This is a genomic window from Sphingobium quisquiliarum P25, from assembly GCF_000445065.1.
GTDB lineage: Bacteria > Pseudomonadota > Alphaproteobacteria > Sphingomonadales > Sphingomonadaceae > Sphingobium > Sphingobium quisquiliarum.
The window spans coordinates 23,288-35,267 of the sequence record NZ_ATHO01000141.1; the positions used below are offsets into that span (position 1 = coordinate 23,288).

12 protein-coding genes are annotated in these 11,980 nt (G+C 63.3%); 4 read left to right on the forward strand and 8 right to left on the reverse strand.

Annotation, left to right across the window (positions count from 1 at the left end):
• Positions 1 to 241: 241 nt before the first annotated feature.
• The 7 genes from L288_RS36985 to hmgA form a co-directional block, all read right to left on the reverse strand.
• Positions 242 to 991 carry a helix-turn-helix transcriptional regulator gene (locus L288_RS36985; protein ID WP_021239179.1) on the reverse strand — a complete coding sequence of 250 codons (750 nt, stop codon included), beginning with the start codon at positions 989 to 991 and terminating at the stop codon, positions 242 to 244.
• A 45-nt stretch (positions 992 to 1,036) separates the two neighbouring features.
• Positions 1,037 to 1,261 carry a DUF2783 domain-containing protein gene (locus tag L288_RS36990; RefSeq protein ID WP_021239180.1) on the reverse strand — a complete coding sequence of 75 codons (225 nt, stop codon included), beginning with the start codon at positions 1,259 to 1,261 and terminating at the stop codon, positions 1,037 to 1,039.
• A complete protein-coding gene (locus tag L288_RS36995) occupies positions 1,261 to 2,862 on the reverse strand; it encodes an FAD-dependent oxidoreductase (RefSeq protein WP_021239181.1) in 1,602 nt (533 codons plus the stop codon). The genes L288_RS36990 and L288_RS36995 overlap by 1 nt, the downstream gene beginning before the upstream one ends.
• Positions 2,863 to 2,870: 8 nt before the next feature.
• Positions 2,871 to 3,830 carry an MBL fold metallo-hydrolase gene (locus L288_RS37000; protein WP_021239182.1) on the reverse strand — a complete coding sequence of 320 codons (960 nt, stop codon included), beginning with the start codon at positions 3,828 to 3,830 and terminating at the stop codon, positions 2,871 to 2,873.
• Positions 3,831 to 3,895: 65 nt separating this feature from the next.
• Entirely contained in the window at positions 3,896 to 4,537 is a 642-nt protein-coding gene (maiA, locus tag L288_RS37005) for a maleylacetoacetate isomerase (protein WP_021239183.1), read from the reverse strand.
• Complete coding sequence (gene fahA / locus L288_RS37010; RefSeq protein WP_021239184.1) at positions 4,534 to 5,829, reverse strand: fumarylacetoacetase; 1,296 nt, start codon at positions 5,827 to 5,829, stop codon at positions 4,534 to 4,536. Before fahA ends, maiA begins: the two co-directional genes overlap by 4 nt.
• A complete protein-coding gene (gene hmgA / locus L288_RS37015; protein WP_031304672.1) occupies positions 5,826 to 7,103 on the reverse strand; it encodes a homogentisate 1,2-dioxygenase in 1,278 nt (425 codons plus the stop codon). The genes fahA and hmgA overlap by 4 nt, the downstream gene beginning before the upstream one ends.
• 215 nt (positions 7,104 to 7,318) lie before the next feature.
• On the opposite strand from hmgA, the gene L288_RS37020 reads away from it, so the two are divergent.
• Entirely contained in the window at positions 7,319 to 8,815 is a 1,497-nt protein-coding gene (locus tag L288_RS37020; RefSeq protein ID WP_021239186.1) for an aldehyde dehydrogenase family protein, read from the forward strand.
• A gap of 91 nt (positions 8,816 to 8,906) precedes the next feature.
• Here L288_RS37020 and L288_RS37025 read toward each other — a convergent pair whose 3' ends face one another.
• Complete coding sequence (locus L288_RS37025) at positions 8,907 to 9,791, reverse strand: SDR family oxidoreductase (protein ID WP_236613051.1); 885 nt, start codon at positions 9,789 to 9,791, stop codon at positions 8,907 to 8,909.
• Positions 9,792 to 9,837: 46 nt separating this feature from the next.
• Here L288_RS37025 and L288_RS0121990 point away from each other — a divergent pair, with 46 nt between their 5' ends.
• From L288_RS0121990 to L288_RS0122000, 3 genes are all read left to right on the forward strand, one after another.
• Entirely contained in the window at positions 9,838 to 10,269 is a 432-nt protein-coding gene (locus L288_RS0121990; RefSeq protein ID WP_037484796.1) for a winged helix-turn-helix transcriptional regulator, read from the forward strand.
• 97 nt (positions 10,270 to 10,366) lie between these two features.
• The gene (locus tag L288_RS42070) at positions 10,367 to 11,143 is read left to right on the forward strand and encodes a TetR/AcrR family transcriptional regulator (RefSeq protein ID WP_021239189.1); all 777 of its coding nucleotides are present in this window, start codon (positions 10,367 to 10,369) and stop codon (positions 11,141 to 11,143) included.
• A gap of 508 nt (positions 11,144 to 11,651) precedes the next feature.
• Positions 11,652 to 11,980 (forward strand): FAD-binding protein (locus L288_RS0122000; protein WP_031304616.1); only part of this gene is annotated, 329 nt, incomplete at its 3' end.

Genomic DNA, 11,980 nt, shown 5'->3' on the forward strand with positions numbered 1-11,980 from the left:
CGCCCAACCATCTCTCCCGTTGGGCCGAGCGCACCCACCCCGTCCCCCTGAACACTTCCATTCTATTCGGCCTGAGCACCCCACTCCGTTCGGGCTGAGCCCACCACTCCGTTCGGGCTGAGCTTGTCGAAGCCCTCCCTTCTAAAAGGAAGTGGAACCCTTCGAATGACCGTCACCCCGGACCTGATCCGGGGTGACGCTCTGAAAAGCCTTCCCATGGAGGGGCAGGTCTAAAACCCGCTCAACTCAAAAGATTTTCCAGAAGCTGCCCGGCACTGGAAATGCCGTAGCGCTCATAGGCGCGACGGCGATAGGTAAGCACGCTGGTTTCCGCCACGCCCAGATCGATCGCGGTCGCCTCCGCCGTCATGCCCGCCAGTGACCGGGCGCACACCTGCCGCTCGCGCGATGTCAGCCGCGGATAGGCGCGCGCGAGCCGGTGCTCGATCTTCTGGGTCAGGGACAGCCCGACCTCATCCCCCAGCAACTCGCCATGCCGTTTCAATATCGGCAGCGACAGCGCGGCGAGGGCGGCGAGCCGGTCCACCTGCGCCTCCCGCAGGCCGCGCCCGCAGTAGAAGCTCAGCACATAATGGCGGCTGCCATAGGTCTGGACGAAGGCGATCTTTTCCTTGAGCCCCGGCCGGTCGAAACATTCGCGGCGGTACAGGGGATCGTCGATGTCCTTGGCCGCGATGGACGCGGACATGATCGGCGCCTGTTCCGGCATGGTCCTCACCAGGCGCAGCAGAGGGTCCATGGCGTGAAAGCCGCTGGAATAGAGGGAAGCCCGCCTGCGCGACGACCCGCGATGGCCCGATGAGGCGAGCTGCACCGGCGGCCCGTCATTGGCTATCCAGAAACCGAACAGTTCGTCCACGTCCGAAATGTCGTCGGCCGCCCGCAGGATGACTTCGCCCAGCGACGCGGTGCCCAGCGCGCTGATGAGGGCTTCGTAATTCTTGTCCTGCCAAGCCGCCGCAACCGCCATGTCCTGCTCCTTCAGGCAAGGCCCGAAGGCCGCCTGATGATGCTTTTAGGCCTGTTCTGTTGCCGATGAAATGGCCAAATGCGCAGCCTTCGCCGTGTCGATCGCCTCGGCCAGCACCTGCGGGTCGCCGATATGGTTGGCGAGCAGCAGGATGAGCTTGCTGTTGACGACCGCGCTGCGCCGCTCATCCAGCCCCTCGTGCAGGGCGGCCAGCCTGGCGTACAGGCCGTCGGGGTCGGCGATATTGGGTTGCAGATTGAGCGCCGCCATCACTTCTTCCCCATTGCGCGGCCCAGCGCCGCTTCCACCGCCCGCGCGTCCGGCGACCGCCACCGTGCGGCGACATATTGGTCCGGCCGGATCAGATAGGCCGAACCCCGCTCAAGATCATAACGCGCCACCACCAAAGCTTCTACATCACCCATGATTTCGAGCCGCAAATGCGTCACGCCCGCAGGCGCGTCGATGTCCGCATGCCAGCTCAACAGCGTGAATTGCCCGTGCGACAGATGGTCGAGCAGCCAGCCATCCGCAACCGGCGCGTCAAGGGCAACGCTCCCCGGCGGGATGCCTGCCCATAGGGCGCCTTGCTCGTCCGGCGTGTTGAGCGGGCTGCCGGGGTAGCTGACGGCCGTTGACAGGCGGCCGGAATTCACGAACGGCCGCGCGAATGCGTGCTGATGCGCAAGCTCCAGAACGGCGTCGCGCATCGCCGTCGCCGCCTGCGAGAAGGGCGACATGAAGTCGGTCGAGCGGGTGGAATTGAGGATATTCTCGTCCGCCGTGACCACCGCCTCATAATCATAGCTGGCGATCAGGCTTTCGGGCGCTTCGCCGCGCAGCACCAGATCCAGCTTCCAGCACAGATTGTCGGCGTCGGCCACCCCGCCATTGCAGCCCCGCGCGCCGAAGGGGGACACGAGATGAGCGCTGTCGCCCGCGAAGATCACCCTGTCATGAACGAAGCTCTCCATGCGGCGGCACTGGAAGGTGTAGACGCTGTACCATTCCGGCTCGAATTCGATGCCGTCGCCCAGCATGCCGCGAATATAGGGCGCGACATTTTCCGGCCGGATGCAGGCTTCGCGATCGATATCCCGGCCAAGCTGGAAGTCCAGCCGCCATACCTCGTCCGGCTGTTTGTGCAGCAGGGCGGAACGGCCCCGGTTGAACGGCGGATCGAACCAGAACCAGCGTTCGCAGGGGCGATCCCCCTTCACCTTGATGTCGGCGATCAGGAAATTATCCTCGAACACGCGGCCTTCGAAATCCATGCCCAGCATGTGGCGGACAGGCGAGCGGGAGCCATCGCAGGCGATCACCCATGGCGTTTCCAGCCGGTATTCCTGCCCGCCCGTTACGACGCGCAGAACCGCCTGCTTGCCATCCTGTTCGATGCCCGTGACCTCATGGCCCCAGCGGATTTCGACATTGGGAAGCTCCGCCAGCGCGTCGATCAATATATCTTCGGCATGATATTGCTGAAGGTTGATGAAGCCCGGCATCTGCTGATGCTTCACCGGCAGCATGTCGAAACTGTAGATGGGGTCGGCGGAATCGCCCCAGAAGACCTTGCCGACATTCCAGACCGCGCCCTTTTCCGCCATGCGCACGCCGACGCCCAGCCGGTTCCAGATATCCAGCGTGCGCTTGGAAAAGCAGATCGCCTTGGAACCGGCGGGCACGAAGTCGAGCCGGTTCAGGATGACGACGCGATGACCCTTGCGGCCAAGGTCCAGTGCGACGGTCATCCCCACCGGACCGCCCCCCACGATCGTCACGGCGGGCGGCGCCCCGGAAATTTCCGCGAGCGGCGTCGTCCCCACGGGGCGCCACACCGGCACCCCGTTCATGCTGTTGGTTGCGGCCATCGCCCGTCTCAGCCCTGAAGTTGCGCCCAGACCTCGCGGTCGCGCTCTTCCGTCCAGATGCGCGGCCAATCGATGCCGTCGAATTCGTCCCACAGGCGCTGCACGTCGAAGGGCAGGCAATGTTCGAAGATCGGCCAGCGCCCGAATTTCGGCTCCAGCGCCGCATGGGTCGCTTCGAATGCTTCCTTGAGCGTGCCGCCGCGCTTGTGGGCCGCGCCGACATGCTCGATCATGCCGAGCAGGAAGCCGCGCGTCTGTTCCACGGCGGCGTCGGTCGCCTCCAGCCCATGCGCAACTGCACCACGCCCGCCGATCAGATGCTCCGCACGGAACGCCTTGACGCGGTCAAGCGTGTCGCTCGACCAGTCGAAATGGAACGCGTCGCCGGTATAGAGCGCTGCTTCCGCCTCCACCAGATCGCCCGCGAACAGGGTCTTCGTCTTCGGATGCCAGCCGACGATGTCGCCCGCCGTATGCCCCCGGCCGCAGAAATGCAGTTCGATCGTGCCCCGGTCGCCGCCCAGGTCGATGTCGAAGCGGTCCTCGAACGTCTGGGTCGGCCAGGTCAGGCCGGGGATTTCTTCCGGCTGCTTGAACAGGCGCGGCATGCGGCCGAACTCGCTGTCCCAATCCTGCTTGCCGCGTTCCTCGATCAGCTTGCGGGTGGTTTCGCTGGTGATGATGTTTTCCGCGTCGAACGCGCTCGCGCCCAGCACGCGAACGGCGTGATAGTGGGTCAAAACCAGATATTTGATGGGCTTGCCGGTATGTTCGCGCAGCTTCCTCAGCCAGTCGCGGGCGGCGGCAGGCGTTGCCCGCGCTTCGAACGCGACGAGGAAATCTTCCCCCTCGATCGCGCCGACATTAGGATCACCCTCGGCGGTCAGGGCATAGACGCCATCCGCGATGACTTCCAGGGTTTCGGTCTTTTCCGCCACGTCGGCGGAGGATGCAAAAGGCTTTGCCATGATCGTCCTTTTCCTTTGGGTCGGCGCACAAGCCGGGATTTTGGTTGGGGAAATGATATTCGGGGTCAGCCGGGATCAGCGTCCTGCTGCACCGCTGGATCGGCGGCGGCGAAGGCCGGAAGCGCACGCGCCGCCGTGGCCGCCGCGGTCAAGCGAGGGAATGGCGACAGGTCCACGCCGAACCGCTCGGCCGAATAGATTTGCGGCACCAGATAGACGTCGGCCAAAGTGGGTCCGTCACCAAAGAGGAACACCCCGCCATGCACTCCGGTCATCGCTTCCAGCGCGGTGAACCCATCGCTTATCCAGCGCGCGATCCAGTTGTTGATAGCGGCTTGATCCGCACCCAGATCATTCTTCAACGCTTTCAATATTCGCAGATTGTTGAGGGGATGGATGTCGCAGCCGATGATCGCGGCCATCGCTCTCACCTGCGCCTTTCCCCCCGCATCCTGCGGCAACAGCGGCGGATCGGGATAGCGTTCCTCCAGCCATTCCAATATCGCGGGCGACTGGATCAGCACCTGCCCGTCCGCCTCCAGCGCTGGAACCAGCCCCTGCGGCTGTAGGGCCAGATAGGCCTGGCCCTTCTGATCCCCCCGCCGCAGGTCGTGCGCCACCTGTTCGTAGGTGACCCCTTTGAAGTTGAGCGCGATGCGAACCCGGTAACTGGTGCCCGAACGCCAATATCCGTGCAGCCGCATCATGACAGGGCCGGAAGGATGCGCGCGGTACAGGGGCCAAAGCCGATCGGCACGGCGCCTTCGCGGCTTGCGGTGGCTGCGATGGTCAGTTCATCGCCATCCTCCAGAAAGCGCCGCTCCTCGCCGCTGGGCAAGGCGATGGGCGACTTGCCGCCTTCGCTCAGTTCCAGCAGGCTACCGCGTTCCCCCGCTTCCGCTCCCGAAATCGTGCCCGTACCCAGCAGGTCGCCCGGCCGCAGGTTGCAGCCGTTGGAGGCATGGTGCGCGACGATCTGCGCCACGGTCCAATACATATTGCTCGCCGGCCCCCGGCTCAACCGGATGGGCGGCAGACCCTCGGCGCGCATCCGTTCGCTGCTCAGCAGCACTTCCATCTCGATCGCGAAAGCGCCCTCGCTGCGATCGGCGGGATCGTTCAGATAGGGCAGAGGATCGGGATCGCCGTCTGGCCTTTCTGGCTGGGCGATGCGGAACGGAGCCAGCGCCTCCACCGTCACCACCCAGGGCGAGATGGTCGTGTGGAAATTCTTGGCCAGGAAGGGACCAAGCGGCTGATATTCCCATGCCTGAAGATCGCGCGCGGACCAGTCGTTGAGGAGGCCCAGGCCGACGATATGATCCGCCGCCTCGCCGATCGCAATGGGCTGGCCCAGCGGGTTGCCCTGCCCCACCCAGACGCCCAGTTCCAGTTCATAGTCCAGCCGCTGGGTGGGGCCGAAGACCGGATTGTCCGCATCGGGCGCCTTGCGCTGGCCCAGCGGCCGCCGCACCGGCTCACCCGAGGGGCGGACCGAGGAGGCACGGCCATGATAGCCGATCGGCACCCATTTATAATTGGGCAGCAAGGGATTGTCCGGGCGGAACAGCCGCCCGACATTTTCGGCATGATGGATGCCGACATAGAAGTCCGTATAATCGCCGATGGTGGCGGGCAGGAGCAGCGTGCAGTCGTCCGCCGCATGCAGGGCAGGGGTAATACGGTCCCGCCATCCGGCGTCCGACAGTATGGACGACAGGCTCCGCCGCAGCGCGCGCCGGTCCGCTGCCGGCAATGCGAAAAGGGCGTTGAGCGTGGATGCGCTGACCGCATCGGCGGCGGAGGCCGGAAGGTGACCAGCAATGACGGCGAGGTCCAATATCAGGTCGCCTATCGCAACTCCGGCCCTGCGTTCACCATCCCCTATGGAGAAGATGCCGAAGGGCAGGTTCTGAATGGGGAATTGAGGATGTCCGTTGGCGGACTCCACCCAGCTGGTCAGGGCGGGATCGTGCGTTTCGTCCATGCGGCCGGTCATGGCAGCTTCGCCCTTTCCATGTTCGCCCACACCGCGTCATAGTCCAGTTGCATGGGCGGCGTCCGCATCGCCCAAGGCGTGGTGCGGATGACGTGCCGGGTTTCGAACATGAAGGCCATCGTGTTCTCGATCTTGAAGGGTGCAAGGTCGGCCGCGACCGCCTTTTCATAGCTGGCCCGGTCTGGACCATGGCCGTTCATCTGGTTGTGAAGCGATCCGCCGCCGGGCAGGAAGCCGCCTTCCTTCGCATCATATTCTCCGGTGATGAGGCCCATATATTCGCTCATCACATTGCGATGGAACCATGGGGGCCGGAACGTGTCCTCCGCGACCATCCAGCGCGGCGGGAAGATGACGAAGTCGCAATTGGCGGTGCCCGGCGTCTCGCTGGGGCTGGTGAGGACAGTGAAGATGGACGGATCGGGATGGTCGAATGACACCGTGTTGATCGTGTTGAAGCGCCGCAAGTCATATCGATAGGGCGCCAGATTGCCGTGCCATGCGACGACATCGAACGGACTGTGGCCCAGCGCCGTCGACCAGAGGCCGCCCTGGAATTTCTGGATCAGCAACGTGGGCACGTCCTCATCCTCGAACCAGGCGACCGGCGTTTCGAAATCGCGCGGATTGGCAAGGCCGTTCGCGCCGATCGGTCCAAGATCAGGCAGGCGGAAAGGCGCGCCGTAATTTTCGCAGACATAGCCCCGCGCCGGACCGTCGAGCAGCTCGACCCGGAAGCGAACACCACGCGGAATGACCGCGATCTGCTGCGGCTCCACGGTCAGGAGGCCAAGTTCAGTGACGATCCGCAGCGATCCTTCCTGCGGCACGATCAGCAACTCGCCATCGGCGTTGAAGAAGGCGCGCTGCTTCATCGACAGGTTGCAGGCGTACAGATGAATGCCAACGCCAGTGCCCGCTCCAACATCGCCATTGCCGCCGTAGGTGACGAGGCCATCCACCCAGTCGGTGGGCGCTTCGGGAAAGGCCAGCGGATCCCAGCGCAGCCGGTTGGGATTGGGAGGAACCTCATCAAACGGGGCGGAGCGCAGCAGGCCAGCGTTGCGATAGGGCTCGAACGCATCATGATTGGCGGCAGGCCGCAAGCGATACAACCAGGAACGCTTGTTTTCCGTGCGCGGCGCGGTGAAGGCCGTTCCCGAAAGCTGTTCGGCATAAAGGCCGTAGGGTACGCGCTGGGGGGAATTGCGCCCGACCGGCAGCGCGCCGGGCACTGCCTCCGTCGCCACATGGTTGCCAAAGCCGGGAACCATTGCCGGTTCCACAGCGGCGGTATCGCCGGAAGCTGCCACAGGGTCATGCGCCGTCAACTCAAACTCTCCTCTCCTGTGTCCCGTGGCGGATGAGGGCAGGATATGGCGGGCCGCCGCGCCCTTCTGTCATCGGAACTGATGACAGCAACGCGCGCGCGGCGTTTTTAGACAGGGATCAGAGAGAAATTTCGTCCCGCGCCCATAGGAGAGCGATCATGGCATATGCAGGCCCCTTCACGATCGAACCAGCCGCCGCCCGGTTCCTTGAGCGGGACGCCGCGCTGTTCATCGAAGGGGCATTCTGCGCTTCGGACGGGAACGAGCGGCTGGCCGTCCATGATCCCTCGACAGGCGCAGTCATCGCGCATGTTCCCGACGCGACGGCGGCGGATGTCGACAAGGCTGTGCGATCGGCACACGCCGCATTTTCCGATGGCCGCTGGCGCGATCTTCGCCCCGCCGACCGGGAACGCGTCCTGCTGCGCCTCGCCGATCTGCTTGAGGAACGCGGGGAAGCCGCCGCGCAGATCGAGACGCTGGAACAGGGCAAGTCGATCAATCTGTCGCGTATGCTGGAAGTTGGCGCGTCGGTCGACTGGATACGCTATGCGGCAGGCCTTTCCACGAAGATCTCCGGGCGGACCTTCGACCTGTCGCTGCCCGGCGGACCGGCGCATTGGACCGCCTATACGCGTCGCGAGCCGATCGGCGTCATCGGCGCCATCGCACCCTGGAATTTCCCCCTGATGATCGCGCTGTGGAAGGTCCTGCCCGCTCTGGCATCGGGATGCAGCGTGGTGCTGAAACCGTCCGAAGTGACACCGCTGACCGCGCTGCTCATCGCGGAACTGGCCGTGGAGGCGGGCGTCCCCGCTGGCGTTTTCAACGTCGTGACCGGCGGCGGGGCGGTTGCGGGCCGTGCGCTGACATCGCACCCCCTGGTCGCGAAGCTTAGCTTCACCGGATCGACCGCGACCGGCAAGGCCGTCGGCCACGCCGCGATCGACGGCATGAAGCGCTTCACCCTGGAACTGGGCGGCAAAAATCCCGCGCTGGTCCTGCGCGACGCGCGGCTGGACAAGGTCATTCCGGGCCTGATGGCGGGCGGGTTCCTGAATGGCGGCCAGGTCTGCGCCGCGGCATCCCGCATCTATGTCGAAGCGCCGCTATATGACGATCTGGTGGCCGGGCTGCGGCAGGCGATCGGCGGCGTGACGGCGGGGCCCGGACTGGACCCGCAAGCGCAACTCAATCCGCTCGCATCGGCGCAGCACAGCATGAAAGTGCGCGGCTTCCTTGACGACGCGCGCGCGGCCGGAGCGCAGATCCTCCAGGGCGCCAGCGTGCCGGACAAAGGCTATTATGTCTCGCCCGCCCTCGTCCTCGACGCGCCGGAACAGGCGCAGTTGACCCGTTCGGAAGTCTTCGGCCCCGTCCTGACGATCACGCCCGTCGCGGATGCCGAAGAAGGCCTGCGCCGCGCCAATGACAGCGACCTTGGCCTTGCGGCAAGCGTCTGGACGCAGGACATCGATCAGGCGATGACGCTGACCCGGCGGATGGAAGCAGGCACGGTCTGGGTCAACAGCCATGTGTTCATCGATCCGAACATGCCTTTCGGCGGGTTCAAGCAATCGGGGCTTGGCCGCGATTTCGGCTCCGAATGGCTTAACGGCTATACGGAGGAAAAGGCCGTCTGCATCGCGCATTAGACCGCCCGGCGCGACCCCGTCCTCCATGAGGGCCGCGCCGATCCCGTGTGATGATGACCATGGCGGACCCGTCAGGTCGCGCCGTGATGGATTATTTGGCCACTTGCGCTATCACTGCGGAGATCGGGACGGTCGGCCGTCCCAAAAGGGTGCGCAGATCATTGCCGTCATGGAACAGCGATCCCTTGGAAGCAGCAGCGTCCCAGCTCGCGACAGCCTGGGCAAAGGGCGCTGGCATGCCCACGCCAGCGAGAATTCCGGCATATTGTTCTACCGGCAGGTCAGCATAGGGAATGTCCCGGCCAAAATGCTTCGACAGCTCCGCGGCACAATCCGCCATCGTATAAGGCGTGTCGCCGCCAAGTTCGTAGACTTTGCCTTCATGGCCCGTCCCCGTCAGGACGATCGCAGCCGCTTCGGCCAGATCGTCTCTGGTGGCGAAGGATATCTTCCCGTTCCCGGCGCTGCGGATCAGCTTGCCGCTTGCCCGTACGCCCTCAAGCCCGTGCAACGGATTTTCGGCATACCAGCCATTGCGCAGGATCGTGAACGGCACACCGGCTTCACGAAGCGCCGATTCCGTTTCGCGGTGCTCCTCGGCCAGGCTCAGCAACGAGGTGTCTGCATTCACGATGCTGGTATAGACGATCCGCTTCACCCCCGCGATTTTGGCGGCCTTGATGACATTTCCGTGCTGTTCGCCGCGCTTTCCCAAGTCAGCGGATGAAATAAGCAAGAGGACGTCCACCCCTTTCAGAGACTGCGCCAATTGTTCCGGGGATTTATCATAATCGAAGCTACGTACTTCGACGCCCAGATCAGCCGCTTTTTCCGGCGAACGCACGAGCGCCAGGATCGAGGACGAGGGGATGCATGCTTTCAGCGCTGCAATCGTCGATCGTCCCAAGCCGCCATTTGCACCTGTAACCGCGATTATCATGAATCCTTCCGTTAATGTCTTCTGGAAGCGCTCCATTTATGCGACTTGAATAGCTTGGGTAAGTACGTACAATATTGTTAGTATGAAATCTCCGAGCCAGCATTCCAACAGCACGCCGTTGTCCACCGCCTTGCGGGAAGGCGACCTGATGGCGGTCGCATGCCCGTCCCGTGAGATATTCCGCCATATTACGAGCCGCTGGGGCGCCATGGTGATCCTGGCGCTGGAGGTAAGGACATATCGTTTCAGCGAGTTGCGGCGGCGGATCGGCGGCGTGAGCGAGCGCATGCTGGCGCATACGCTCCACCTGCTGGAAGGCGACCACCTCATTCTGCGGCAGGCCCATGCGGTCGTACCGCCTCATGTCGATTATAGCCTCACCGATCTTGGACGGGAAGCGGCCATATTGTTGCGTCCGCTGGCCGACTGGGTAGAATCCAACGTGCACAGAATGATCGGGGATGGGAATGGGGTGGCGGGGGAAATATATCCCCGCGCTGGGAAATCGAACTAAATCCGCCAATACTGTTGATGACGGAACGGCGGTGCATGTGATAGCGGCATGCTCCCGTATCTCCAACGCCGATCCCATCCTCCGAAAGGACCGATGAATGACCCGAGTGCAGAGGCGAAATGCCGACGAGTCGCGAAAGCTGCTGCTTGATGCCGCTGAACGGCAGTTCGCGATGCATGGCTATGACGGCGTATCAATGCGCATGATCGCTTCGGACGCGGCGATTTCCCTCGGTTTGCTGACCTATCATTTTCCGACCAAGGAACAATTGTTCGAAATGGTGATCGCCAGGCGGGCCGATGAGCTTAATCATGTCCGCCGTCAGGCATTCGACGCGCTGCGCACATCGTCCATCCACGACATCATGGACGCTTTTTCCAGGCCCATCGTGGATGCGCTGACTGGCCCCGATCGCGGATGGCACTTTTACGCCCGGCTCCTTGCGGTCATGGGCCGCGACCCCCGATGGGCGGCGCTGGTGACATCGCACTTCCTCGTGTCGGTGAATGAAGGGATCGAAAGGCTCATCGCGGCCGAACCCAGACTTGACCTGGATAGCGCCAGCGAAGCCTTTTCCTACGCCATCTCCGTCTTCACCGGCACATTCGCCGTGTCCGGCTCCGATGCATTGAACTATCTGCCGACCAGCAGTCAGAAGGATTTGAGGGCAGCCTATCCGACGATGCTCGACTTTATCGTCGGCGGGATCGAGAAGATCGCCCACCGCCGCGAAGTGACGCCTCCACCCGTGCGGGGAAAAGCGAAGGCGGCCAAGGTGCCCAGTGCGCGGAAGGCACAGTCGAAGGCCGAAGAAGGCCGGACAGTCTCCGGCAGCGCCAAAAGGACCAGCAAGGCCGTCACCGAAGCAGGTTGAGGCACTCTGCGAGCATTTCGCGGCTGCGTCCTACGCCGCTTACGGGATTGGAGTGAACTCCTGCGCAGGCATGCGAAGGAGGCAGGTGCCCGTGAGAGCCCCGGTCAGTCTGGGGAGTTGTGCTCCGTTCCCGCCAGAGGCAATTTCCGATCGCGAATATCTCCAAGCTGGCGAACAAGCTGTAGTCCGTCGAAGATCGGTCAACGCCATCATTGACTCATGGGCCGTACGATCGTACGGTTTCTCCATAACTGGAACAAGCAGGTGAGGATGGGAGTATGATGCGGCTCGTACCATCAGGCGAGAGCAGTGGAGGCGAACAAGGATTTCGCCGCCTGAACTGTGCGTGATTTCCGGGCAGTCCAGATACAATTCTATCCGCCGGATCCAACTGTCGCCCACGGCGGATCGCCGATGATGTTCGGCAATGTCAGTTTACGATGCTTCGGCCGCCGCTCTGCGGCCTAAGGATCTCAGATATATAGCCTTTTTAATTCGAGGATTTGCAATGGCCCTTCCTTTGCCGCCCCAGGTTTCCGCCGCCGATTTCAAGCAGGCGCTCGAACAGTTCGCGCAGGCGGTTGGTTCGCAATGGGTGTTCACGTCCGAAGAAGACGTGATGCTCTATCGGGACGCCTATTCGCCCTTGTGGGACGAGCCCGATGAACTGATCCCTTCCGCCGCCGTCGCCCCGTCGACCGTTGAGGAAGTGCAGGCGGTCGTGCGCATCGCCAACCGCTTCAAGGTTCCTCTCTATACCATTTCGACGGGCATGAACCTGGGCTATGGCGGGTCCTCGCCCAATCTGCGCGGCAGCGTGATCGTTGATCTCAAGCG

Coding starts and splice junctions, on each gene's coding strand:
- L288_RS36990 (WP_021239180.1), bottom strand. CDS start 1,261: ATGGCGGCGCTCAATCTGCAACCCAATATCGCCGACCCCGACGGCCTG.
- L288_RS37000 (WP_021239182.1), bottom strand. CDS start 3,830: ATGGCAAAGCCTTTTGCATCCTCCGCCGACGTGGCGGAAAAGACCGAA.
- hmgA (WP_031304672.1), bottom strand. CDS start 7,103: ATGGTTCCCGGCTTTGGCAACCATGTGGCGACGGAGGCAGTGCCCGGC.
- maiA (WP_021239183.1), bottom strand. CDS start 4,537: ATGATGCGGCTGCACGGATATTGGCGTTCGGGCACCAGTTACCGGGTT.
- fahA (WP_021239184.1), bottom strand. CDS start 5,829: ATGACCGGCCGCATGGACGAAACGCACGATCCCGCCCTGACCAGCTGG.
- L288_RS0121990 (WP_037484796.1), top strand. CDS start 9,838: ATGAAATCTCCGAGCCAGCATTCCAACAGCACGCCGTTGTCCACCGCC.
- L288_RS36995 (WP_021239181.1), bottom strand. CDS start 2,862: ATGGCCGCAACCAACAGCATGAACGGGGTGCCGGTGTGGCGCCCCGTG.
- L288_RS36985 (WP_021239179.1), bottom strand. CDS start 991: ATGGCGGTTGCGGCGGCTTGGCAGGACAAGAATTACGAAGCCCTCATC.
- L288_RS37025 (WP_236613051.1), bottom strand. CDS start 9,791: ATGGAGCGCTTCCAGAAGACATTAACGGAAGGATTCATGATAATCGCG.
- L288_RS42070 (WP_021239189.1), top strand. CDS start 10,367: ATGACCCGAGTGCAGAGGCGAAATGCCGACGAGTCGCGAAAGCTGCTG.
- L288_RS37020 (WP_021239186.1), top strand. CDS start 7,319: ATGGCATATGCAGGCCCCTTCACGATCGAACCAGCCGCCGCCCGGTTC.